This is a genomic window from Paenibacillus sp. Y859, from assembly GCF_056786405.1.
This window is the reverse complement of record NZ_JBXCIZ010000009.1, coordinates 94125-119212: the sequence shown is the minus strand read 5'-3', so window position 1 is coordinate 119212 and position 25088 is coordinate 94125. Positions and strand designations below refer to the sequence as shown.

18 protein-coding genes are annotated in these 25088 nt (G+C 40.5%); 16 read left to right on the top strand and 2 right to left on the bottom strand.

Annotated elements, in window-relative coordinates:
• Nucleotides 1-10: 10 nt before the first annotated feature.
• Both AC1TO8_RS17560 and AC1TO8_RS17555 read left to right on the top strand, forming a co-directional pair.
• Nucleotides 11-3181, top strand: coding sequence for a glycoside hydrolase family 2 TIM barrel-domain containing protein (locus AC1TO8_RS17560; protein ID WP_482056918.1), 3171 nt, complete (start codon nt 11-13; stop codon nt 3179-3181).
• Nucleotides 3182-3279: 98 nt separating this feature from the next.
• The gene (locus AC1TO8_RS17555; RefSeq protein ID WP_482056917.1) at nt 3280-3993 is read left to right on the top strand and encodes a class I SAM-dependent methyltransferase; all 714 of its coding nucleotides are present in this window, start codon (nt 3280-3282) and stop codon (nt 3991-3993) included.
• Between the two features lie 93 nt (nt 3994-4086).
• On the opposite strand, the gene AC1TO8_RS17550 is transcribed toward AC1TO8_RS17555, so the two are convergent.
• Entirely contained in the window at nt 4087-5454 is a 1368-nt protein-coding gene (locus tag AC1TO8_RS17550) for an aldehyde dehydrogenase (RefSeq protein WP_482056956.1), read from the bottom strand.
• Between the two features lie 147 nt (nt 5455-5601).
• Here AC1TO8_RS17550 and AC1TO8_RS17545 point away from each other — a divergent pair, with 147 nt between their 5' ends.
• Nucleotides 5602-6645: a serine hydrolase domain-containing protein gene (locus AC1TO8_RS17545; protein WP_482056916.1), complete on the top strand. Its 1044-nt coding sequence runs from the start codon at nt 5602-5604 to the stop codon at nt 6643-6645.
• Nucleotides 6646-6697: 52 nt separating this feature from the next.
• Nucleotides 6698-7207, top strand: a complete 510-nt coding sequence (locus AC1TO8_RS17540; RefSeq protein ID WP_482056915.1) for a hypothetical protein — start codon at nt 6698-6700, stop codon at nt 7205-7207.
• A gap of 61 nt (nt 7208-7268) precedes the next feature.
• Here the strand turns inward: AC1TO8_RS17540 and AC1TO8_RS17535 are convergent, their stop codons facing one another.
• Nucleotides 7269-8873 (bottom strand): glycoside hydrolase family 43 protein, encoded by a 1605-nt coding sequence (locus tag AC1TO8_RS17535; protein WP_482056914.1) that lies wholly within the window; start codon nt 8871-8873, stop codon nt 7269-7271.
• A gap of 181 nt (nt 8874-9054) precedes the next feature.
• Here AC1TO8_RS17535 and AC1TO8_RS17530 point away from each other — a divergent pair, with 181 nt between their 5' ends.
• The 12 genes from AC1TO8_RS17530 (at nt 9055) to AC1TO8_RS17475 (ending at nt 24810) form a co-directional block, all read left to right on the top strand.
• Entirely contained in the window at nt 9055-9942 is an 888-nt protein-coding gene (locus tag AC1TO8_RS17530; RefSeq protein ID WP_482056913.1) for an AraC family transcriptional regulator, read from the top strand.
• Nucleotides 9943-10042: 100 nt separating this feature from the next.
• Entirely contained in the window at nt 10043-11878 is a 1836-nt protein-coding gene (locus AC1TO8_RS17525; RefSeq protein WP_482056912.1) for a UbiD family decarboxylase, read from the top strand.
• Nucleotides 11879-12128: 250 nt separating this feature from the next.
• Entirely contained in the window at nt 12129-14045 is a 1917-nt protein-coding gene (locus AC1TO8_RS17520; protein WP_482056911.1) for a RiPP maturation radical SAM C-methyltransferase, read from the top strand.
• 172 nt (nt 14046-14217) lie between these two features.
• Nucleotides 14218-14388 carry a hypothetical protein gene (locus AC1TO8_RS17515; RefSeq protein ID WP_482056910.1) on the top strand — a complete coding sequence of 57 codons (171 nt, stop codon included), beginning with the start codon at nt 14218-14220 and terminating at the stop codon, nt 14386-14388.
• A gap of 93 nt (nt 14389-14481) precedes the next feature.
• Nucleotides 14482-15732: a M16 family metallopeptidase gene (locus AC1TO8_RS17510; protein WP_482056909.1), complete on the top strand. Its 1251-nt coding sequence runs from the start codon at nt 14482-14484 to the stop codon at nt 15730-15732.
• 18 nt (nt 15733-15750) lie between these two features.
• A complete protein-coding gene (locus AC1TO8_RS17505; RefSeq protein WP_482056908.1) occupies nt 15751-16287 on the top strand; it encodes a hypothetical protein in 537 nt (178 codons plus the stop codon).
• Between the two features lie 23 nt (nt 16288-16310).
• A complete protein-coding gene (locus AC1TO8_RS17500) occupies nt 16311-17600 on the top strand; it encodes an MFS transporter (protein ID WP_482056907.1) in 1290 nt (429 codons plus the stop codon).
• A gap of 4 nt (nt 17601-17604) precedes the next feature.
• The gene (locus AC1TO8_RS17495) at nt 17605-18843 is read left to right on the top strand and encodes an aKG-HExxH-type peptide beta-hydroxylase (RefSeq protein WP_482056906.1); all 1239 of its coding nucleotides are present in this window, start codon (nt 17605-17607) and stop codon (nt 18841-18843) included.
• Between the two features lie 311 nt (nt 18844-19154).
• Nucleotides 19155-20495 carry an extracellular solute-binding protein gene (locus tag AC1TO8_RS17490; protein ID WP_482056955.1) on the top strand — a complete coding sequence of 447 codons (1341 nt, stop codon included), beginning with the start codon at nt 19155-19157 and terminating at the stop codon, nt 20493-20495.
• Nucleotides 20496-20551: 56 nt separating this feature from the next.
• Nucleotides 20552-22375 carry a cache domain-containing sensor histidine kinase gene (locus AC1TO8_RS17485; protein WP_482056905.1) on the top strand — a complete coding sequence of 608 codons (1824 nt, stop codon included), beginning with the start codon at nt 20552-20554 and terminating at the stop codon, nt 22373-22375.
• A complete protein-coding gene (locus tag AC1TO8_RS17480; RefSeq protein ID WP_482056904.1) occupies nt 22375-23160 on the top strand; it encodes a response regulator transcription factor in 786 nt (261 codons plus the stop codon). Before AC1TO8_RS17485 ends, AC1TO8_RS17480 begins: the two co-directional genes overlap by 1 nt.
• 42 nt (nt 23161-23202) lie before the next feature.
• Nucleotides 23203-24810 carry a glycoside hydrolase family 3 protein gene (locus tag AC1TO8_RS17475; RefSeq protein WP_482056903.1) on the top strand — a complete coding sequence of 536 codons (1608 nt, stop codon included), beginning with the start codon at nt 23203-23205 and terminating at the stop codon, nt 24808-24810.
• Nucleotides 24811-25088: the final 278 nt, after the last annotated feature.

Below are 25088 nucleotides of genomic sequence, written 5' to 3'. Positions count from 1 at the left end.
GGTTAAAAAGATGAAACTACGTAACGATTGGGAGAACCAACATATTCTACATATCAACCGAGAAGCCATTCACGTACCATTGGGTTCATATGAAAACGAAGACATGGCTGCTACTTGTGATCGAGAAATATCGAAATATGTTAGCCAATTAGATGGTGAATGGTCGTTTCGTTTATTTGGTAATCCTAATGAAGTGCCAGAGGACTTCTATCAAGATGGATTCGATACGACTACTTGGGGGATGATTACAGTTCCTGGAAATTGGGAAATTCAGAATTATGGAACTCCTATTTATACAAATTCTATGTATCCTTTTAATATGTCCGATCCTTCAGGACCACATCTTCAGACACCTAGTTCACAACCTGATCAGCCTTGGCCTGGAGGGATGTACAATACACTTAAACCACCTTTTGTACCTAAACAGAATCCGACTGGTTGCTACATAACTAATTTCAATGTTTCTGAAGACTGGGATGAACGCGATATTTTTATCCAATTCGGAGCTGTGGAATCAGCCTTCTATCTATGGATTAATGGGGAAAAGGTAGGTTATTCACAAGACAGCAAGTTGCCAGCCGACTTTAATATCACTCCATATTTGCGAGATGGAAGTAATCGGCTTGCAGTTCAAGTCATGCGCTGGAGTGATGGTTCCTATCTTGAAGATCAAGATTACTGGCATCTATCCGGAATTCAGCGCTCGGTAGTCTTATATAGTAAGCCACGACATCATATTCGTGATTTCAAAGTGCTGGCCTTACTCGATGACGATTATCGCGATGGTGAGCTGATTATTTATTGTCACACGAATAAGCGAGAAGGCTTTGCTGATTATAAGGTCCGTGCCAAACTACTAGATGTTTCTGGTAAGCTTTGTATACCCGAGATCATTGCTCAAGTTTCCCCCGGATCACCTATGTATGTACGTAAACCATTTATTGAGGAAGAAGGAGCTGCCTTATTGATGGGGGTGGTGCCGGCACCGAATCAATGGACTGCTGAAACTCCTAATTTATATACACTTTTACTTACTTTGATTGATCCAGACGGTAATGAAATTGACCATGAGAGCTCCAAGGTTGGTTTCAGAAGAGTCGAGAAAACGCCGGAAGGTGTCATCACTCTAAATGGTAAACGTCTTGTCGTGAGAGGTGTCAATCGACATGAGCATCATCCAGATACAGGAAGAGCTATAACGAAAGAGTGGATGCGTGAAGAAATTATAGCTATGAAAAAGTTGAACTTCAACGCTGTCCGTACGAGTCATTATCCGAATGATCCAATTTGGTATGATCTTTGCGACGAGTTGGGCATGTACTTAGTCGATGAGGTCAACTTAGAAACACATGGCATTCAGGCCCAGCTATCCAAAGATCCTGAGTGGGCTTCCGCTTACTTAGATCGGGCCGTTCGAATGGTCATGCGAGATAAGAATCATCCTAGCATTCTGTTCTGGTCTCTTGGTAATGAGTCGGGCGCTGGGATGAATCTCGCTGCCATGGCGGGTTGGATACGCTACTACGATCCCTATCGATTGGTTCAATATGAAGGTCAAGACCCGAATGCACTTATAACTGATATTCGTGTTCCCATGTATCCGACGATGGAATGGGTAGAAGAGATCATGTCAGATACGGTGGATAAGCGGCCAATGATCATGTGCGAATACGCTTACGCTAAAAGTAATAGTAACGGTAATGTGGATGAGTTCTGGGAGTATATAGACAAGTATCCCCGTTTTCAAGGTGGCTTCGTTTGGGATTGGGCAGATAAAGCAATCACAATACAGCGGGAAGATGGAACTTCCTATTGGGCTTACGGTGGAGCGTTTGGTGAAGAGGTTGTAGATCCTGTCCCTGACATGTGCCTCAATGGTATCGTATTTCCCGATCTAACGCCTAAACCCGCTGCCCTTGAGCTCAAAACCGTCCAAGCACCAATATCTATTACATCTGTGGATCTTCGCAATGGAATCCTTCGAATAAATAATAAATATCTGGTGCTTTCATTAGATCATATAGAAATCTCTTGGAGTGTTACTGAGAATGGTATTCTTATGGAGGAGGGACAAATATTAGTAGGCGACCTGCTCGCAAGTTGTTCCGAGAATCTAACGATTCCTTTTACTCTTCCGACTGGAAAAGGGAACGCAGAATACTTCTTGAACCTTTCTTGCAGACAGATGGATGCAACAGCTTGGTCACCAATAGGCCATGAAATTTATGCTGTTCAGTTCGAACTTCCTGTCAGTGGAGACATTACTCAGATAGAAACTAATACTAGAGCAGAGATGGAACCTATTATCGCTTCAATAAACACTACAACTCTTCATTTGAGGAATAGTCAATTGGATATTGGATTCGATCTTGTGGAAGGAGAATTCTCAACCTATCGTTGGAAGGGACGTGATCTAATCCTCTCCGGCTTAAATGAGAATTATTTCAGGGCACCTACCGGTATCGATGAAGCTTGTGGAGGTTCTAGCTCCATTGCCGCGGAATGGATAGAGGCAGGTATAGATCGACTGCAACGAACCGTTACTCGCATCTCCCATTATGCTGTTCAAGATGATGGAGTGTATTGCATTGAGACAGAAATCCGGTATCAGGGTACCGAGCCATCTCAGTGGCTCGATAGTATGCTTCGGTTTACGATTTCTGGAGACGGATCAATGAATGTAGAGAATACGGTTATGGCTAGCAAAGCGCTACCCATTCTCCCAAGAATCGGTGTTTCACTTTCACTTCCAGTGTCATTGAATCAATTCGAGTGGTTTGGGAGAGGTCCGCATGAGAACTATGCTGACCGTAAGAAGTCTGCGCTTGTAGGACTTTATTCCAGTACCGTACAAGAACAGCATGTTCCTTATATTCTGCCAGTAGAATGTGGAGGAAAGGAAGATGTTCGTTGGTTCTCATTAACTGATCCCAATGGATTCGGAATGAAAGTAACAACAAAACGACCGCTTCATATGGATGTGCATCACAATAATGTTGAAGATTATACCCATGCTAAATATACTCATGACCTACCATTGCGGAAAGAAGTCTATGTCAATATCGATCATGTCCATTCAGGACTCGGTGGAGATACAGGTTGGACGAAAAATATTCATGAAGAATACAAAGTATACCCAGCGTTCTATAGCTATCAGTTTGCCATCAAACCGATAGACTGAAGGATCTGAAATGAGTATAGTGATTCCCGTCCTTTTTTGCGACGGGTTTCTTTATATTTATATTTACATTTGCCAATACTTCATAATGAGGTGATGAAATGGATCAAGCGAATTTTGAAGAAGCCCGTAAGGCGGAAGCTATCTACCATAATGAGCTTTACAGTGATCACGAAATATTCGAATCGGGTACGTGGATGTCCAAGCCCAATGCCATGGTCATGGTGTTGCTAGATCGTTTACTAGAATACAAGGATCACGTGAATGTTCTGGATCTTGGCTGTGGTGCGGGCCGTAATACGATTCCGCTTGCTATACGTCTTAAGGAGACGGCAAGCCGAGTGCTTGGTATTGATCTATTAGGTGAAGCAGTAAATAAGCTACGTGAGAATGCCGATAAATACGGCGTAGCTGAGATCATCGAAGTCGAAGAGGGCGATGTCGAGCATACGAGTATAGCAGGTAACTTTTATGATTATATTGTGGCATGTGGCTGCCTAGAGCATGTCAGTTCAGAAGAGGCATTGGTTATGGTACTTGAACGAATGAAGATAGGGACTGTGATGGGTGGCATTCACTGTATCACGATCAATACGGAGGTATCGGAGGTGGAATCGGAATCAGGTCGGAAGCGGGAACCGTTAATTGAACTAAATCTATCAACGAAGAGAGCTACCGCACTTCTTGAGGAAATGTACGCAGACTGGAACATACTTGAGCATACAACGATCATGCATTCGATTGACGAACACAAATATGATGTACCGACACAATTTCGAAGTCATTGCATATCTTTTGCCGTGCAGAAAGTATAACGGTCGCTAGTTCATCATAACCATATGTTAAACACGCCGATTGAATAGATCTAGTTATCTAGCCAGTCGACGTGTTTTTTTACAAAGATAAGGTTACTTCAATAATTTTCTTACCCATTTGAGTTTATCTCCATAAGGAGGGAAGACGATCTTAATATCCATCCCAGTGCTTTTCTTCAGAATGCTTTTAGTGTGGGAGAAGGTATCAAAGCTGTATTTACCATGATAAGCACCGATCCCAGCATTCCCTACACCTCCAAAAGGAAGATTCGTATTAGCAACATGGGATATCGTATCGTTAATACATCCACCACCGAAGGAAACTCGACTCAACACCTGTTGTTCGACATTACCTTGCTCCGTAAATAAATATAGCGATAAAGGCTTTGGACGACTATTTATCATCATAATAGCATCATCTAACTCGCGGTACTCCATGATTGGTAGAATTGGACCGAATATTTCATCTTGCATAGCGGCATCTGACCAAGATTCCGTAGCTAGAAGAGTTGGCTCAATATACAGATCTTCCTGAACGGAGCTACCTCCAAACACAATATTGGCATGATCCTTGTCTAGTATAGAAGACAAACGGTCAAATTGACGATCATTAACGATTCTTCCATAATCGCTACTTAATTTGGCATCCGTACCATAGAAACTCGTAATAACTGTTTTCATTTCATTTATCAGCTCTTGTTTGATGTCTGCATGCACGAGAACATAATCAGGGGCAATACAAGTCTGACCTGTATTTATCAGCTTACCCCAAATAATACGCTTAGCCGCTAATTTAATATTTGCTGTCTGATCCACAATAACCGGGCTTTTCCCACCCAGTTCTAACGTTACGGGAATGAGATTGTTAGCCGCAGCCTGCATGACAATTTTGCCAACAGCCACGCTTCCTGTGAAAAATATGTAATCAAACGAGGTATGGATCAGGATGGACGTTGTATCTTTATCACCTTCAATTACCCGAATATAGGCGTGATTAAATGTATCTTCTATCATCTCTTTAATGACAGCAGAGACGGTAGGGGTATTCTCAGAAGGCTTCAATACGACACAATTCCCAGTAGCGATAGCGCCGATCAGTGGTTCAATAAGAAGCTGAAAAGGATAGTTAAACGGGCCAACAATTAAGACGGTCCCATAGGGTTCTTTCATAATATAGCTCTTGGATGGGAACTGATGTAGCGGTGTCTTTACTTTTTTTGGTTTCATCCATTTCTTCAAATGCTTCATCGTGTGACCAATACTGCTCAAGGTAAATCCAATTTCCGTTGCATAAGCTTCAAACTCACTCTTCCTCAAATCCTGATATAGCGCAGAGATGATCAGCTTTTCATTGGCTTTAATAGCTTCTTTCAGTTTGCTTAATTGTTGTAGCCGGAATTGAATATCACGGGTCTGACCACTATGGAAAAACTGATGATGCTCATGCAAATAATCCTCCATACGGTCAGTTGTTAGAACCTCCACTTAAAACGCCTCCATATTATATTTATATATTTACGATATACATCCATATTTACTTGTAGTAAGGTGAAAATAAAGAAAGTAGATGAAGTAGTGTTGGTATCATTATAGGCGAAAGGAGAACTTATGGAAATCCGTAGAATACAAAAGCTTGAAAAAATCTTCAATAAAGCGACAAATTCGAATCAGATCCATGACGGAGTTTTATTTGTGGAGAACATGAGCGGCGATTTCTCATACGGGAGGGGATACGGGGGTAAGGAATTAGACTCCCCATTACTTATGGCGAGCATTACAAAGCTGTTCACCACCGCCTGCATTCTCGCTTTACATGAACAGAGCAAGCTGTCCCTTGACGACAAGATCACAAAGTATTTTGACAACACAGTGTTAAGTGGCCTACATATTTATCGTAATAAGGAATATTCCTTAGACTTGACGATATCCGATTTGCTGTTTCAAATAAGTGGGTTGCCGGATGTGTTTGAAGAAGGAAATGATAGTGCTAAGAACCGTGCCGTCCATGAGGATTATCACACTTCCTTCGACGAGATGGTGGGGTTAGTAAAGAAGTTAAAGCCACACTTTGCACCTCGTACCCTTCGAAAAGCTTATTACGCTGATATCAACTTTGACATGCTTGGTGAAATCATCGAAAAGGTAACCAGTACAACATTGGCAGAAGCATATAAGCAATTTATATTTGAACCATTAGCACTAACAAGCACATATCTCCCTGAAAGCGAAAATGATTTTGTGCCGAATATCTATTATAAAAATAAAGTGATCCATCGCCCTAAATTTATTATGAGTAGTCGTGCAAGTGGCGGATGTATCACGAGCGCTCGAGAATTGATGATATTTATGAAGGCTTTCTTTGGAGGTACGCTATTTAATAAAGCTATTTTCGATAAGCTGCCCTTATGTAATAAGCTTCAAGCTTCAATGGGACCTATTTATTATGGTAGTGGGTATATGAGGATTCCGCTACATGGGGCAATCACGCTTTTTACGGGAAAAGGGGAGTTAATGGGACATTCTGGTTCAACAGGCTCGTTTGCCTTTTACTATCCCATCAAAGATTTGTTTTTTGTAGGAGATCTAAACCAGCTGGGAAATGCTTCACTTCCTATTAGACTATCCATGAAACTTGCAATGATGACGAAATAAATATAGCTTATCGCCAGCAGTAATAAGAAACTTGGATTAGGGGATATGAATAATGGGAGGTAAAAAGTTTGCCTTTGGGGGATTAATTGTCGTGATCATTTTATCCGTATTCTTTTATGTGGCCCCTTTAAAAGAAAGCAAAGAAATAAAAGCGTTCTACAGTAAGCTGGGAGTTCATTTACCTAAAGATACAAGTATCTTGTTCAGTGATAGCTCTTATGGGCCGCTAGGTGATGGTTACCATCTATATATTTACCAGCTTAACTCTAAAGAAGAGATGAAGGGATTATTAAGTCAAGTACCATTGAGGAACTGGTTTGAACTACCTTTACCTACAGAAGTAAGTGGTCCTCTATTAAAAAACATTAGGGGAATTACAAATCCTGAAATAGCTGATCTTTTACCTCTTGAAGCAACCAATGGGTATTATGTTATGAAAAACAATCGTACTAATGCTTTAATTACGAGTAGAGATGTATTTGATCCTAGTTATCATGATGTATTCATTGGAATTGCCGATTTGGAAAATAATAAAATATACTGTTTTGAATATAACTTGTAACTAAAGAAGATTTCACGAAAAAAGGCTACCGATGATCATCGGTAGCCTTTTCAAACCCGTATTAGTTTTTATAAGTAAAGTAATCAAAGTCAGCATGAAGGTTCTGACCCGAAGTATCCTGGCACTGCATCCCTACGAAAGCACCCGTAAAGAATCCTCCACCTTCAATATAATCATCCGATAGTTTATACGATTCGAATTGAACAGGGATGGCCGTCCAGTTCGTTCCGTCAAAGGAATAATGATATTGGTACATATTTATACTCACATTAACACGTAGATACACGTACTCCACATGATCAGGAATAACAATTTCCTGGCCTTGAAGAGGTTGAGCAAAGGAGAAGTTATCGCATGTCATCAATTCAAGTATTCTTCCTTTGTCTTCATTCCAAGTAATCTGGCAAGATGTCCAGTTCCGAGTATTATAGTAATTCACTAATCCTGCTGATTGTTGAAAAGTAGTAGGGTTGAACGCAACCTTTGTCTCAGCTGTGAAAGTAAAGTCCTGCCAACGTCTAGCCACAAAAGCTTGTGTGAATTTGGAAGTTAATGATTCCTTTCCATATAGACGTAAATGCCCAGGGTTATCTTTCAGAGAGAGGATATGCTCTCCTAATGGAATGCGTAAATTTTGAAAGTGTAGATTTAGAACTTCATCGTCAAAATTATCTTGTATCGGGAAATCTCTATCCCATTTCACTTCTTCGATCTTCGGACCTTCAATTTGATCAGAAGGTTTGTTACCTCCTACGACATATGGCCAACCATCGTTCCATTCAAGTCTTTGAATCGCTGTCTCACGCCCAAGTGGACAGAAACCACGAGGATCTAGAAGTGGTTGACCCTCACTTGGCAATGGTCTTCCTGTCAAATGTACCAAGAACCATTCGTCGGTGTGTGTTTGAACAATCGATGCATGTCCTGCTTTTTGCAGAGCAATACGTGGATGCGCAAAAGAAGAGATTAACGGATTCTCTGGATGGAGTTCGTAAGGACCTTTTAAATCCTTCGAACGTGCTATCGTCGCTTGATGCTCATACTTTGTACCGCCCTCAGCGGTCAGAAGATAATAATAATTATTTATTTTATACAAATGAGGTGCTTCGGTCAGCATGATGTCGGTACCTTTAAAAATAATTTCCGCTTTACCTACAAGTTTATGCTCAGTGGCACTGTATTCTTGCAAAGCAATCCCATAGAAATTATGATGACCAATACGGTGATCCCAATTCATGTTGACCAAGTATTTCTTCCCGTCTTCATCATGGAATAGGGAGGGATCGAATCCAGAGCTATTCAAATAGATTGGGTCTGACCAATCGCCATCAATGGTATCGCAATTCGCCAAGTAATTATGACAATCCTTCCATTGACCTTCGACAACTTTCACATCGGTATAGATAAGCCAGAATTGCCCATCACTATAGGATAGTTGAGGTGCCCAGATCCCACCGGAATCCGCATTTCCCATCATATTCAATTGACTCAAACGAGTTAATGGTCTTGAAACTAAACGCCAATTTTTAAGATCTTTGGAATGATAGATACCCACTCCAGGGAACCATTCGAACGTAGATACCGCAATATAATAATCTTCTCCTACACGGCAAATGCTGGGATCGGCATTAAATCCCGTTAAAATCGGATTTTGAATGATAGTCATAATTCTTCTCCTTTTACCCATCCTTGCAACCTCCCATAATAAGCGGTCTTGGGTTATAATAAGGTTATTATATCAATGTTGTTAAGATGATCCTATATCCATAACAAGCATGAATTTACCCAAATCAATCACCTGATTGTTAATGTCGTGAAATATAAATATAAGATAAAGAGGCGGTATTATGGAAGCGGTGTATGAGCGACAAGCCACAGAATATATGTTGCCAGATATGGATTCAACCTTTAAAGTATTTGCAGCACATTGGCGGACTGTGGAACAAGATTGGGCATATCCAAGTCACACACATCCAATGTTTGAGGTAAATCTCGTATTATCTGGAACACAAGAGATGGTCGTTAATCGGGAGATTTATGTGCAGAGGGCTGGTGATCTATTACTATTAAACCCAGGTGATATTCATGAGAGTAGAGTCGTTGGTGACGAAAAGATGACTTATTACTGTCTTCACTTCGATGTGGATGAGCGAGCATTCCGTGAATTATTATGTCGAAATACCCAATGCTTTTACACGTCAGATAGTGATCTAGCGCATGCAATCCGACCTGCGCTTGATAAGTTAATTACATTAACTATCGAGGAAGCCATCGTACGTGTGGAGTCTAGAATGAAAGCTTTATCTATGTTATTCGAGCTGTTTGCGGCGATTAGTGGTCATTTATCCAAACAAGGAAGCGAAAGTACATCCGGATCACGCATGTCCCAGGCAGCATCTAATATAGCTACGAGACTAGAGCGTACTGTGAATGAGACAGCTGACGGGTTCAGGGAGAGAAGTGACACAGAATCCGTTGCATCCATTGCCAAAGAGCTGGGTTACAGCATGTCATCCGTAAATCGAATGTTTAATCACGTCTTCGGGATGTCCCCACGTCAATATCTATCAACGTTAATGTTGAAGAAAGCCAAACTATTACTGATGGAACCAGAACTTACGATTGAATTAATCTCTATCAAGTTGGGATATCGTGACATTGCCCATTTCAGTAGACAGTTCAAACGATGGACAGGAGAATCACCAGGCAAGTTCCGTGACCGTTTCTACAAATAGTTGAACAGCATTCCACAACAGAAATAGACACTTCTTATATGCTACAATAAGCTCATAAGTGTTGCAGTATAATTAGAGTAACGAATGGAGATAGACAACCATGTACCGTAATTTAGAAGATTGCATCATCGATTTAGAAAAGAATGGACATCTAGTTAGAATTAAAGAAGAAGTTGACCCCTATCTTGAAATGGCTGCTATTCATATGAAAGTATATGAAGCTGGCGGTCCTGCATTGTTATTTGAAAATGTAAAAGGTTCGAAGTTTCGGGCGGCATCCAACTTATTTGGCACATTAGAGCGTAGTAAATTCATGTTCCGAGATACATGGGCCTCCGTACAGAACGTCATGGCTCTGCGCGATGATCCAATGAAGGCTCTCAAACATCCATTTAAAAATATTGGCAATGGATTCGCAGCATTAAAAGCTCTTCCTTTGAAGAAATCTGGGAGTAGTCTTGTTACTGCACAAGAAATTCAAATTTCTGATCTGCCCCTCATACAACACTGGCCAATGGATGGCGGTGCTTTTATAACATTACCACAAGTGTATACGGAAGATCCGGAGAAACCAGGCATTATGAATTCCAATCTGGGTATGTACCGCGTACAACTCAATGGTAATGACTATGAATTGAATAAAGACGTTGGCATGCATTATCAGATTCACCGCGGAATTGGAATACATCAAGACAAAGCAAACAAACTAGGAATCCCTCTGAAAGTGAGTTGCTTCGTGGGTGGACCACCTGCACACACATTGTCAGCCATCATGCCTTTACCTGAAGGGTTGAGTGAGATGACGGTAGCTGGCCTGCTCGCAGGACGTAATTTTCGCTACAGCTATGTCGATGGTTTCTGTATTAGTAATGATGCTGATTTTGTCATCACTGGAGAAATTCATCCGGGGGAGACGAAGCCGGAGGGACCTTTTGGTGATCATTTGGGTTACTATAGCCTGACGCATCCATTCCCTGTCATGAAAGTACATAAAGTGTATGCGAAGCCGAATGCAATATGGCCGTTTACCGTAGTCGGTCGTCCGCCACAGGAGGATACTGCATTTGGAGAACTCATTCATGAGTTAACCGGGGATGCGATCAAACAAGAAGTTCCTGGTGTTAAAGAAGTACATGCGGTAGATGCAGCGGGAGTGCATCCGTTACTTTTTGCGATTGGGAGTGAACGATACACACCTTACCAGAAAGTGAAACAACCAGCTGAACTACTCACGATAGCTAACCGGATACTAGGAACTGGTCAATTGAGTTTGGCGAAATATTTATTCATAACGGCTGAAGAGAATCGACCGTTAGATACGCATCATGAAGTGGACTTTTTAACCTATATCTTGGAACGGATTGATTTGCAGCGAGATATTCACTTTTATACCAACACAACAATTGATACCCTTGATTATTCAGGAACGGGTTTAAATAGCGGTAGTAAAGTAGTCTTCGCAGCTTATGGAGATAAGAAGCGGGATTTGTGTAAAGAGGTACCTGATCATTTAAAAGGAATCCGTAGCTTTGAAAATCCGCAACTTGTGATGCCAGGTATTATTGCCATACAAGGTCCTGCTTTTATCGATTATGCTGGGGCACAACAACAGTTACAGGACTTATCTAACGCTATTCAAGCACAGGGGCCGATGCCATCTTGTCCAATGATCATTCTGACTGATGATAGTTCATTCATAAGTGCGTCAATCAAGAATTTCCTATGGGCTACATTTACACGTAGCAATCCTTCACATGACATTTATGGTGTGAATGGGCATTATGAGAACAAGCATTGGGCTTGTGATAATCTGATCATTGACGCACGGATCAAGCCACATCAAGCACCGCCATTAATACCTGATCCTACTGTAGAGAAGAATATCGAACGTTTATTTGCAAAAGGGGCAAGTTTGGGTGGATTGAAGTTAGGTTGAATTTAGATGCATTATGCGGTGTTTTTTTGAAGAGTTACTCCATATAATGGGGTAGCTCTATATTCATTGCTTTAATTTTTAACTATAGAATGAATAGGTATAATAAACCAGTATTTATAATATTGATCAATATATAACATTAAATTTACAATTTTATATTGACAATATATTGAATTCAGTTTACATTATATTCAAATTAAAAAGGCGAAATTCTTCTTACTTTCGCTTTTTGAATAGAGGTGATTAACGAATGCGAATTGTTCTCATTAACATGCCCTTCGCATCAGCGTATAGACCTTCCATTGGAATTGGTCTCCTACAATCTGCATTTGACACTCGTAAGATTGAATGCGACACCTTGCATCTAAACCTCGATTTCGCTTCAATCATTGGTATTGATCAATATGATCACCTCTCAGAGAACCTGTCCTATCCAACGAATTCGTTAGCGGGTGATTGGATATTCACAGAATCTTTATTCGGTATTAACAATCAAGAAGAATACTTCCATTACCTCACACAATCCTTCCCTCGTATACGCAAAAGAACGTTCTCGAAAGATGAGTCTTTTACTCGATTGCTTGAAATTCGTAAAAAGGTAGAATGTTTTCTCAATGAAACTTTATCACGGTATGATTGGGAAAAGTATGATGTAATCGGATTCACTTCCGTATTCCAACAAAATGCACCTGCGTTGAGTTTAGCTAAACGTCTTAAAGCGAAGTACCCGAACAAAATGATTATCTTTGGTGGGGCGAATGTTGAAGGTCAAATGGGACTTGGAACACTTCGTACATATGATTTTGTGGATGCAGTCTGTTCAGGTGAAGGAGATAACTCATTCACAACCTTTATTGAACAATTAATTACATTTCGCGATCCAAAGCTTTGTTCTGTATCTGGTATTACCCTTCATCCGAAATATGGACAACAACTTCCAGCAACTCTTTCACATTCCACTTCAATTCATGACCTTGATACACTTCCTTATCCTAATTATGATGACTATTTCCAGCAATTCGAAGAGAATGGCTTGAGCACAATCGAGCGTAAACAACGTTTTCTATTTGAATCTTCACGCGGGTGTTGGTGGGGACAAAAGTCACATTGCCTGTTTTGTGGTTTGAATGGATCTTCTATGAACTTTCGAAGTAAATCGGCCGAGCGTGCTCTTGAAGAGATATTGTATTTACAAGACCGTTATCAACCCTATACGAACAAAGTTACAGCGGTTGACAATATTATTGATATGAATTATTTCAAAACATTACTTCCTGTGATCCGAGACCTTGATTTGGATCTAGATATGTTCTATGAGACTAAAGCAAATCTGACTAAGGAGCAGGTTAAGCTGTTCAAAGATGCGGGGTTCCATTATGTGCAGCCTGGGATTGAAAGCTTAATTACCTCTGTTCTTAAGCTAATGAAAAAAGGAGTCAGCATGTTGCAGAATGTCCGCTTATTGAAATGGTGTGCTGAATTCTCTGTCAAACCAGTATGGAATTTTCTCTATGGATTTCCAGGTGAGAACGAACTTGAGTACGATGAAGTTGCACACATCATCCCTAGTCTCATGCATCTTTTACCACCAGGAAGTATGGCACCAATTCGTCTTGACCGATTCAGTCCTTATTTCAACTCAGCAGAGAAGCACGGCATTCATAACATCAGGCCCCTTAAATCATATCATTTAGTGTATCCTTCTTTATCTGAACAAGATCGTATGGATATAGCGTATCATTTCGATTTCGATTACGTAAGTGGTCAAGATCCACGTTCCTATACTGGAAATATTACGAAGGCTATTCATAGTTGGCAGTCTGAGCATACTCATAGCGAGTTTTTCTCGGTGCTGAACGATGGAAGACTTATATTAGTAGACACTCGTACTGTTGCCGAAAGCGCCACTTCATTGTTATCTCCCTTGGAAACAGAAACTTATCTTGCTTGCGAGAATATGATATCTGCTCGCAATGTGACGATTCTATTAAAAGAAAAGGGATATGACATAACTGAAAGTGAGACAGAACAATATCTTCATACTTTTGTTAGTCGGAAATGGATGCTGACAGAAGGGGATGTGTATTTGAATCTTGCTATACCGCTGGGGCATTATACTCCTAAGAAAACAGGACTTCAACGCATAATGGATTTGACGTCTGTATAAGACTCGCAGAATAAGTAAACGTGGAAAGTCTTCAATCTGCCGAATTTTATTACATATATTGATTGAATTAATTGATATAAGGGGGGTGATTGATTCGAAGATTAATACGTGAATATCTCAATTGTATTGATTTCTGTAGGTACCATTATCTTAATAAAAGGAGCGGTGTGTAATGGCTATCGAGAAAAAGCAATTGCAGTTAAGTCCTTCAGCTTTTGTTGTTAATCAGAATGGTGAGGTATCCATAGATCAAACGGAACTAGGAAAAGCACTTATGAATTCTACTGAAGAAAACCAAGTAGGCGAACAAGGAATTACGATTAGTGTATCTGTTTCATTCTAATCCGACTTCTGGTAAAGAGGAAGCAACATAACGTGTTATTACGTTATGTTGCTCAACCTTTTTATAACGAAGAAAGGGGGTAAGATTATTCATATGTTCTCAGAACTTGTGACGAAAGCTGTTTTCGAGAACTGTTTGCAGATCACTATCCGTAATATCCCTCATGCAAGGACACTTAATATCGGACTATTCATTGATCATGGTGTTAAGGACGAGGAGATACAAGTCAACGGTATATCTCATTTCATAGAGCATATCTCTTTCAATTATACGAATATGTATCCACGTACTCGAGATCTTCTGGGAGATCTCATGGATCATGGTGCACACTATGAAGCCTTTACGGGTAAGGAAATGACACGTTGTACGTTGTCAGCTCAGAGAGAACATATGCCGCTAATGATTGAGACGCTTAGTCAAATCGTAGGTAATAGTAGCGTAAGTGAACAAAGCCTTGAACATGAAAGGGCCATTATTCTACAGGAGGCAGATACCTATTTCTCCTCAAGTCGTATCAAAGAAGAATTGGTGGAGCAAGCATTATGGGGCAATCGTTCCCTTGGTCAGTTCGTCATCGGAACACGGGATAATATCGTGAACTTTACCGATCAGCAGTTAGAAGAAAGGATAAATAAATACTATATACCTAATAACACACAGCTCGTCATACAGGGGAATGTGAATCCAGAAAAGGTAATTCAACTTGTTGGAGAGCATTTCAGAAATTGGAAATACAATGGACATCAGAAAGATGTACTGATTGAAATTGAACCAAGTATTTTGGGCATACAGGGTACTAACCAACGCGTAGACTTAAATATATCATTCGTTGGTGCCTCATTTCATTCGAATGAGAGGCAGGCGATGAACTTACTTTCCCAAATCCTTGGTACTGGGTTGAAATCACGTCTTCATGTCGAATTAAGAGAGAAAAGAGAGCTCTGCTACATGGTTTATTCATATACACAGAGCTATGCGTTAAGTGGTTATCTTAGTATTAATGTCAATTGTCGCAAAGACCATATTGCGGAAGTATATAAGTGTGTTCTATTCATATTAGAGGAACTAAAGACTGTCCCTATCAGTGATGTGGAATTACAGCGTGTGAAGGCAGCAAGAATTACAAATCTCATGCAAATTCCAGGTAACGATTTAAGACATCTGCAAATTACAGGTCGCTACGCATTGCTAAATAAAGACTTTTTTATTGATTTAGAGAAATTTGAGATAGAATCTTTGACCGCAATAGAGCTCATGCAATTTGCTAACGTTCTTTTCTCTGAGGATAGAATGGCTTTATCAGCAATCGGTGCCAGTTCGGAAGATTTGGCAATGTTACTCTGAAGGAGGGAGTTAATACCTATGATCTCATCCCAGAATAGTTCAGAGCTTACCGAACGTCTTGTGAAAGATCGGGGGCTCGAAGTCTTTCTTAACTTAATGGAAATGCCAGCAACGGCAAGTGAATTGTCAGAGCGTCTCGGATTCTCTCGTGCCAAAATTAATTATATATTGGATACGATGCTTAAACAGGACTATATTTCAATGCATTCCGAAAAAGTGAATGGTACCATTATTGAGAAGTGTTATACATCTAAAGCGAGTACGTTTCACCTTTTACTCGGTCGAGAGAACAGTGATTCAGAGAAATTAACGACGATGCTATATATCCTTGATGTCATGAAGAGAAATATATTAATCAATCTAAACGAAAAAGAAGGATTTCATCTTGGAATGGTTCATGCGAAGGTACGTGTTGAACGGGTTAAGGAATATATGGACAGATTACGTGAGCTACAAATAGAATTTGATGATGAGAATTTGGTATCAGATGATCCAGACTGCAAATGGTATACTATGGCGGTATCAATTTTTCAAGGACCAACACCTGAATTTTAGCAAATGAAAGGAAATGATGCGACTTGACTTCAGTAAATACCGCCTCTGATCAGCCTGAGCAGCCAACATATCGAAGCCTGCTAAAGATTCGGAATTACCAACTGCTCTTATCCTCGCAGATCGTTTCCGCATTAGGAGACGGCATATATGCAATCTCACTTATTTGGTTGATGAAACTACTAACTGGCAGTGGTTTGCTCATGTCTATTTTACTTGCTGCCGAGATCATACCGTTGGTTGCGATCGGAATGTTTGCTGGTATCATTGTGGATCGTAGCAGCAAAAAGCGAATCATGATGACATGTGATATTGCCAGAGGAAGTATCGTCCTTATCATCGTTGTGCTCTGGATGAATAATCTGTTGTTGCCTTATATGCTCATTATTGGAGCCATCTTATTGTCATCTTTCAGCGCGTTCTTCAGCCCTTCAAGAACGGTCTCTATTCGCACGATTGTGCCGAGTGACCATATGGTTCAGGCACAAAGCCTAGCTCAACTCGTTCAGACGATAGTCGGCTTAAGCGCACCTGCTTTAGGAGCTTGGTTACTTGTATATGGCACATCCTATGCGTTCATATTTAATGCAACAACCTTTTTCTTGTCTTGTGTGCTTATTCTCTTTATTCGCAGTGAATCTCTTAGTACGGTTCGCAAAGTCGAGCTGAGCATAGGAAGTATAAAATCTGACTTCAAGGAAGGGCTGCTCGCGATTACATCGCATCCTCTTCTTCGAAGTCTTATAAAATATATTGTGCTTATTAATTTCATGCTCGCGCCAACAGCTTTGTTGTTCCCTTTAATTGTCGACACTGCATCAGATCTGGCTATGTTGCAAATCTCTTTCTTTGTAGGGATTATAGGTGGGGTCTTCCTTACAAATTGGGTCAAACGTTGGTCTCGCATTACCGTGCTATCCATAGGGATTGGTTTAATGCTTGGCGGGCTTGGTCTACTGACATGGATCACTGGATTATATGTAAGTATGATATGCGTCTTTATTGCTGGTCTAGGTAGTCCCATGGCGAACGTCACAATGCAGACATTATTTGTGCTTAAAGTACCTCAGGAAGTACTTGGACGTGCATCCAGCATGATGAAGGTACTGCTTGAAGCTTCCAGACCTGTTGCGATGTTGCTTACGGGTATGTTTATTATTTGGATACCTGTGCGTTACTTTTTCGGAATTATGGGTTTGTTTGGTATTGTTTTAGTCTTATTAATGGTTATGAATTCAGCCCTACGTGATGAAGAGAAAGATCCGATCTCCATGCCTATCCTGAGTGACAAAACAGTAGTCAAAGAGGAGGCGTAATGCTATGTTTAAATATTTAGAACCATCAGGAATGAAGAATGATTTCGTCAATGCATTTATGGTCAAAAAAAATTATGAAGCTTTGCGTCAGCATTTGAATGCTTGCAGGAAAATTGCCACAGAGGCAATGGACTGGACAGCTTTCCTTACTGAAGATATTTGGATAAAAATAAACCATCCAATTCTAGTTTATTGGATGAATACACGACTTTTTCCGTCGTTTTATGAAAAGACACCTTCCCAGATTGAAGCTCTGGATCTATTGGAAGATGTTCCGAGGTTTCTGCTTATTCACTTATGGAAAAGTGAGCAGCAACTTCCACCCGTGAAAGTAAAACTAGATGAGGATGGTTGTCTCATTTTCCCTGGACATCCCGTGTTCCTGAATTTCGGGAAAGCTCTTGCTTCTATTGGAGTAGTCATCATAACTGAATTAGAATGTATTCACATACAAGCAGATGGTGTAGACTATACGCTGTTTATGGATCAGTTGCTTGGGGATGAGCCGTTAAAACATTCACTTCTCCAAGAAATCGAGGTGCTCTCGAAAGATGGGATTGTTTTCGGAGTTAAAGATCCTCTCGTTCAACAGTTCGTAACCTCTGATTTCCCGCAACTATTAGAGGGGTATGGCAAAAAGATTGATGCTTTTCCCATACTCACTTCGTTATCTCCCGGTGAAATTTGGTATTATTCTAAGGCTATGGAACTAATTGAAGAATATTGGCCTCAGATGTATCGTGAGTCTGTTGGGCATATACGATTGGTTACACTGCTAATAGGAGATCAGATCGGTGCTTTTACTCATTCGTGCTTTCAAGGCGCTATATTTCTAACGCATCGCCACGACTTGATGTGGACTGCCGAAAATTTAATTCATGAGTTTAGCCATGCTAGGCTTGATCAATTATTTGAACTAGATGATTTATTTACTAATGATGAGGATGAGCGATACTATTCCCCATGGCGGGAGGACTCTCGTCCTATGAAAGGAATCGTTCACGGACTTTTTGTATTCGTACGAATTTCACTTTGGTATCAACGTGTTCTAACTTTTGAGAGTCATCCCGAATTACAGAAGCGGATGGATGTAGTACTTATGAAGATCAGTGAATCAATCGCCGTTCTTAATAAGAATGCCCTATGGACACCCATTGGAGAAGCGTTCTTTGCCGAATTGATTGAAGCTTTTGAGGACTTGTCTTCTAAATCATTATTCCTTTCACATAATGCCATCATATAGGCATTCCGATAGTGAAATCTCCAAAGTGCATTCTACCGCATCACACCACACCGTTAATAAGAGTCTATGGATCGAAGAAAAAGAGGAGTGTTGTATGGATATTCTATACAGACAAGTCGAAGAGGGTATTCCTTAGCAAATGGCTATGGCGTACCCTTTTTAGATACACGATCACATAAATCAATAGATAATTGTATTCCCAGATTAGCGGAATATCGTCTTTACCAGATAGTACTTAGTATTCTAGAATAGGAGATGTAATAAAGAATTGAATTTTGGGGGATACAACATTGAAGACGAAAAGAAGTTTAATGCTATTCATGTCATTATGTGGTGCAATAACGTTAACTTTACCCGGTTGTGGAAGCGCTAACAATTCCTCGACAGTCGGTAAGACAGAGACTCCACAAGTTGAACCTCTTGAAATGACACTTCGTCATACACAAGTAGGTACGGATAAGCAGAAACGGTTTGCAATTCTTACGGATGTTATTTCAAAGGTTGAAGACGATGTCGCAGGTCTTAAGTTTAGAATTGACGGAGTAGAGTCGGACGTGAACCGTAAAGAGAAACTTCGGGGCGAAATGGCTGCAGGTAATCCACCGGATATCTTCGATCTGTTTGGTAGCCCTGATTCCAACATTTATGCTAAAGAAGGTAAATTGCTTGATCTTTCCCCGCTCCTCAAAGAACTCGGGATTAAAGATAAATTTAGCTCCTTGGAACCATTCACATATGAGGGTAAAGTCTATGGACTTCCAATCGGTGGTTCAGGCGAAGGATTCTTCTATAACAAAGGTTACTTTAAGGAGAAAGGATTGAAAATCCCTACGACGATGCTTGAATTAGATCAATTACTAGCAACGATCAAAGCGGATGAAAAAGTTCCAATGGCCGGTGCTTCCAAAGGAGGATGGGTTCCTCTAATGCTTGCTAATCACCTGTGGTCCCGCTATGCAGGTACAGATATAACTGCTAAATTCACTACAGGTGAAGCGAAATGGAGCGATCCAGATGTCGTTCAAGGGTTCGCTAAGTATAAAGAATGGGTAGACAATGGCTACTTCAAAAAAGGTGAACTCGGATTTGAATACGCTGATTATACTACACAATTCACAAGTGGTGAGGCCATTCTATTGTATGACGGTACATGGAAATCCTCCGTATTCAAAATTGGCGAGTCTGGTGAAGGCTTAATTGGTAAAGTGGGCTTCTTCAATCTTCCTCCAGTTGAACATGGGGTTGGAGATCAGACATCTCTCATGCGTGACGTGAATAATGGTTATGGCTTCTCATCAAATGCAGAGAAAGATCCTCGTAAGATGGAAGCAGCAAAGTCTTTTATCAAACATTTATTTAACGAAGAAATGCAACTTCGAGGATTGGTAGAAGATGGGGTACTACCTGCTATGAAAATTGATGCGGATGTTCTTTCTGCAAGTATAACGGATGATTTAATGATACAAATTGTAGACGTACTGAATGCATCTGCTACTTCATTCCCTGCATTCGATTCTCTAATACAAGCCGATGTCACTGCTGAAATCAGCAATATCCAAATTCAGAAGTTGATCGGTCAACAAATCACTCCCGAGCAAATGGGTGAGGAATTACAAAAGGTTCAAGATGAGGCTAACGCATCTGAAGAATGATGAATTAACATCTCTTGTATAGGGATAAACCTCCTACAGAATGGAAGAGTTAGCGTATGAATTTACGTGTCAAACTATTACTAGCATTTGTGATACTCATTATTGTTCCTTTATGTATCCTGGGTGTAGTCACCTTTATGGTTACTTCTAATTCAATAGAAGAGAAGTATAGCCGGCAGACTGAATATTCACTTAAAGCGGTCAGTTACAGCATATCAAGCGTCTTTAAACAGATGGATAATGTGACTGACAGCGGCATTGGTACTTCTGTTTTTCATATGGCATTAACTGAGAAGGATTCAAGCAAACAAGATTTGAGCGCTACCGAACAATTAGATTTGAATGCAAGTCAGCGTAGCTTCCGAAATTTGCTGTATAACCATCCATCAATGAGCTATGCCTTCCTTTATAACTTACATGGGGATAACAGTACGGTTTCTATTTTTACTAAAGAAGATTTCAATGCTATGAAATTTGATGAATTCAAGAAGCAACCTCTCTATCAGGAAGTTATGGATCTAAATGCTGTTCCGAAATGGATAGCACCCCATGAGTATCCGGAAATTACCGGACCTGACCCTGTATTTACACAAATTAGACTTATCAAGGAATTAAGTACGTTTAAGAACATAGGTATCCTTGTTGTACAAATAAAGAGTTGGGATATTGAATCGATCTTTCGTAATCTGTCCTTAGATCAAACGAGTCTTTCCACGCATTTCATGTTAGTCAATGATGACGGGCTCATTTTATTCGACCCAATGCAGTCGCTGGATGGTCAAAAAGTTCAGTCGCTCATGGACTATCCCGTACAATTTAAAGAAGGATATCAAAGTTTTAAAGCTTCATTTAATAGTCACAATAGTATCGTTTCCATGTACCACCTCAAGGAATATCCTTGGAGTATCGTTTCAGTCACCTCTTGGGATTCACTGTCCGAGGAAACGAAGGTTTTCGCCCAATGGTTTATTGGGATCACGTTATTGTGCCTTTTCGGTGCACTCACGTTTAATGTCGTGTTTATGAATCGTATAACAGGTTCTATTGCTATGATTGTTCGGTTTATGCGTAAGGTAGAGGTTGGAGATTTCAAAGTACGTGTTGAGGATAAAGGTACGGATGAACTACATGTGCTGTCCAAAGGTTTCAATGACCTCGTAGATAAAATCAATCTCCTGTTTACACAGGTTAAGAAGGAACAGAAACAGAAGAACCAGGCAGAACTACGTGTTCTACAAGCGCAAATAAAACCTCATTTTTTATTTAATACGCTTGAATCAATCAATATTCTAGCGATGCAGAATGAGGGAGCCAAAGTCAGTGAAATGGTCTATCGCTTAGGTAACATACTTAGAATTAGTATTGAGAGTAAAGAAGTGATTCCTTTGGAGAAAGAAATTGATCACTTGCGAAGCTATTTAGAAATTCAAAAATTCCGCTTCGAGGATATTTTTGATTATGAAATAGATGTTCCTAATGAACTTCTGAAAAAGAGTATATTGAAGTTAACGCTTCAACCTTTAGTAGAAAATAGCATTCAGCATGGCTTTGAAGGCATAACTTATAAAGGTATCATTCGCATTAGCTGCTGGAGCGAACAAGGGAAAATGATTGTACAAATTGAGGATAATGGGATTGGGATAGGACTTGAACAGCTTCTTGCTTTTGAATATATGCGATCTGATCAGAATGACGATCATGAAGTGGCAAGTATTCGAAATTCGGTTAATCATGAACGCGGGGGACTCGGTGTAAGAAGTGTTGCAGATCGGATTAGAATTCACTATGGCGATTTCTATGGAGTGTTCATCTGTTCTTCAAGCACGACGGGTACAATCATTCGATGTATTATACCAGATGATGAGTGGGGGGGATTGTGATGCTTAAAGTACTGCTAGTGGATGATGAAGCTCCAATTCTGAATAACTTGAAGAAGGTCATTCCTTGGGAAGAATTAGGTATGGAAGTCATGGGCCTTGCCCGGAGCGGGCAGGAAGCATTAGCTCTCTATGAGCAGCAAATTCCTGATATCATCTTAAGTGATATTCGTATGCCTGTTATGGATGGTCTATCTTTTATTGCAGAGTTGAGAAGAAGAGGCTGTACGGCAGAGGTACTGCTACTTACTGGATATCAGGAGTTCGAATATGCAAGACTTGCTATTAAATATAAAGTACGTGATTACATCTGTAAACCGATACATTACAAGGAATTGGAAAATACACTTCGTCTTATCGGTAAGCAATTGATCCGCAGTCGGAAGTTAGACCCGCTCCAATTCGTGGCCACTCAGATGCAGACGCAAGACATAACCGAGCAATCTAAGAAATCTCCGCATCAATTGATGGAAGAAGCCGTTTCTTATATTATGGGTCGGCTAGATAAAGATTTAGGTATTGATGAACTTGCTGGACATTTGGGAATCAGCTGTAGTTATTTTAGCCTACTGTTCAAAAACCACTTAGGCATTACATTCGTAGAGTATTTAACGAATCAGCGAATTGAAGCTGCGAAATATTTACTAACACATGGTGATAAGAGCATATCTCACATAGGAATCAGTATCGGTTATCAAGAAAGACGGTATTTCACGAAAGTATTCCAGCGTTCTACGGGCATGACTCCTTCAGAATTTCGTGAACAAGTGAAGAATCCTGTTCGATAATTTAGTTGCACATAAATCATGAACAAAGGTGCGTGACTACTAATGAAAGCGTCAGATCTTACTCTAAAGCAGAAAATCGGTCAAATGTTTATTTGTGGATTTCATGATTTAGTTCCAAACGACCATATTAAACAGCTAATTGAGGAATATCACATTGGTGGTGTTATTTATTTCCGGCGAAATATCGATGACTTGGAGCAAGTTGCTAAACTATCGACTTCGCTACAAGTGATCGCTAAGGACCGTCAACACTTGCCACTATGGATTTCTATTGATCAGGAAGGCGGAATGGTTACACGTATTGACCATAAACAAATGAGCCGTGTACCGGGAAATATGGCGTTAGGAGCAACAGCTAATCCAGAATACAGTTACAAAGTATCTACCATTAGTGCTGAGGAAATGATCGCTTTAGGTCTTAATGTGAATTTTGCACCTTGTCTTGATGTCAATAATAATGCACGTAATCCGGTTATCGGCGTTCGTTCATTCGGTGAGGATGCAGATCTTGTCTCTGAGCACGGTGCGGCCGTCATTAGAGCGTTTCAAGATAACAATCTTTCAGCAGCCGCTAAACACTTCCCAGGACATGGAGATACATGCGTTGATTCACATTTGGGGCTAGCAGAAGTTGCTCATAATAGAAGTCGCTTGGATGCCGTTGAACTGAAGCCGTTCGTAAGAGCTATTAAAGAAGGCGTAGATATGATTATGACTGCACATGTTATATTCCCAGCGATTGAATCAAAGCCTATTCCAGCGACATTGTCTCGTGCCGTACTGACGGGCTTACTACGTGAGGAATTAGGATTTGAGGGGATCATCGTTACAGACTGTCTAGAAATGTACGCTATTGCCAAATCTTTTGGAATTGCTGAAGGCGCTATTCAAGCGATCGAGGCAGGTGCAGATTGCGTGCTCGTCAGCCATACGTTAAGTGATCAGATTAGTGCGATTGAAGCTGTCACTGCAGCAGTGCTTGATGGCAGAATTTCTGAAAGTGTTATTGATCGTGCGGTTGAGCGTATTTTGAACTTGAAAGTGAAACGCTTGGAAGCTTCAGTTAAGGTGGATTCCCCTGCGTTCTGGGACAAATCCAGAAGTCCAGAAATTGACGATTTACTGAAAGAAGTAGCTTGCAAGAGTATTACCCTTGTTAAAGACGATAGTCAGCTTCCGTTGAATACGAATGAAGCCGTTCTTGTTATCTGGCCAGAGGTACGGCAAGAGACGCAAGTGGATGAACCATGGACAGATGTTGATACGTTAGGACAGATGCTTTCGCACCACATAGAGCGCGTAGAGGAAATCCGGATTAGTGCGGAGCCATCACAAGAAGAGATTAATCAAGTCGTTCAAGCAGCGGAATCTGTCGATCAGGTGGTCATCGTAACGTATACATCTGGAAGTGACTTGCCAAAAGGTCAGCGTCTCATTGCAGAACAATTGATGAAGCAATCGCATGAACGCTTGATCGTGGCATCTACACGCAATCCATATGATCTGAATGACATCCCTAATATTCCTGCGTATTTATGTTGTTACGAGAACACACCATACTTTATGGAAGCCCTAGCTAGTATTCTGGTAGGACAGAGTACGGCAGAGGGGACTCTTCCAGTTCGTTTGAACGAGAGTCTTCATTTATAGTAGGGAACTTATATGGAAGCGTAATGAAATACAAGCCAGAGGGTGGACACTTTGAGAAAGTTGTCCACCCTCTGGTTTAGTTGCGTTAATAATGGCGTGTACCCTAAATCTATTGACAAATATAGTTACAACTTAGACACTATTACCTTTCCTTACCCAATTATAATTAGTCTAGCAAGCTGAAACGGCTACGCCGTCCTTAAGAAGGATGGTAACCGTCTCTGCCGAAATATAAGGAATTGAGTATTATGTGAAACTTATACTTCCTTATATTTTAA

Excerpts from the sequence above, each read along its gene's own strand:
- AC1TO8_RS17560 (WP_482056918.1), top strand. The coding sequence starts at position 11 with ATGAAACTACGTAACGATTGGGAGAACCAACATATTCTACATATCAAC.
- AC1TO8_RS17555 (WP_482056917.1), top strand. The coding sequence starts at position 3,280 with ATGGATCAAGCGAATTTTGAAGAAGCCCGTAAGGCGGAAGCTATCTAC.
- AC1TO8_RS17550 (WP_482056956.1), bottom strand. The coding sequence starts at position 5,454 with ATGGAGGATTATTTGCATGAGCATCATCAGTTTTTCCATAGTGGTCAG.
- AC1TO8_RS17545 (WP_482056916.1), top strand. The coding sequence starts at position 5,602 with ATGGAAATCCGTAGAATACAAAAGCTTGAAAAAATCTTCAATAAAGCG.
- AC1TO8_RS17540 (WP_482056915.1), top strand. The coding sequence starts at position 6,698 with ATGGGAGGTAAAAAGTTTGCCTTTGGGGGATTAATTGTCGTGATCATT.
- AC1TO8_RS17535 (WP_482056914.1), bottom strand. The coding sequence starts at position 8,873 with ATGACTATCATTCAAAATCCGATTTTAACGGGATTTAATGCCGATCCC.
- AC1TO8_RS17530 (WP_482056913.1), top strand. The coding sequence starts at position 9,055 with ATGGAAGCGGTGTATGAGCGACAAGCCACAGAATATATGTTGCCAGAT.
- AC1TO8_RS17525 (WP_482056912.1), top strand. The coding sequence starts at position 10,043 with ATGTACCGTAATTTAGAAGATTGCATCATCGATTTAGAAAAGAATGGA.
- AC1TO8_RS17520 (WP_482056911.1), top strand. The coding sequence starts at position 12,129 with ATGCGAATTGTTCTCATTAACATGCCCTTCGCATCAGCGTATAGACCT.
- AC1TO8_RS17515 (WP_482056910.1), top strand. The coding sequence starts at position 14,218 with ATGGCTATCGAGAAAAAGCAATTGCAGTTAAGTCCTTCAGCTTTTGTT.
- AC1TO8_RS17510 (WP_482056909.1), top strand. The coding sequence starts at position 14,482 with ATGTTCTCAGAACTTGTGACGAAAGCTGTTTTCGAGAACTGTTTGCAG.
- AC1TO8_RS17505 (WP_482056908.1), top strand. The coding sequence starts at position 15,751 with ATGATCTCATCCCAGAATAGTTCAGAGCTTACCGAACGTCTTGTGAAA.
- AC1TO8_RS17495 (WP_482056906.1), top strand. The coding sequence starts at position 17,605 with ATGTTTAAATATTTAGAACCATCAGGAATGAAGAATGATTTCGTCAAT.
- AC1TO8_RS17490 (WP_482056955.1), top strand. The coding sequence starts at position 19,155 with ATGCTATTCATGTCATTATGTGGTGCAATAACGTTAACTTTACCCGGT.
- AC1TO8_RS17485 (WP_482056905.1), top strand. The coding sequence starts at position 20,552 with ATGAATTTACGTGTCAAACTATTACTAGCATTTGTGATACTCATTATT.
- AC1TO8_RS17480 (WP_482056904.1), top strand. The coding sequence starts at position 22,375 with ATGCTTAAAGTACTGCTAGTGGATGATGAAGCTCCAATTCTGAATAAC.
- AC1TO8_RS17475 (WP_482056903.1), top strand. The coding sequence starts at position 23,203 with ATGAAAGCGTCAGATCTTACTCTAAAGCAGAAAATCGGTCAAATGTTT.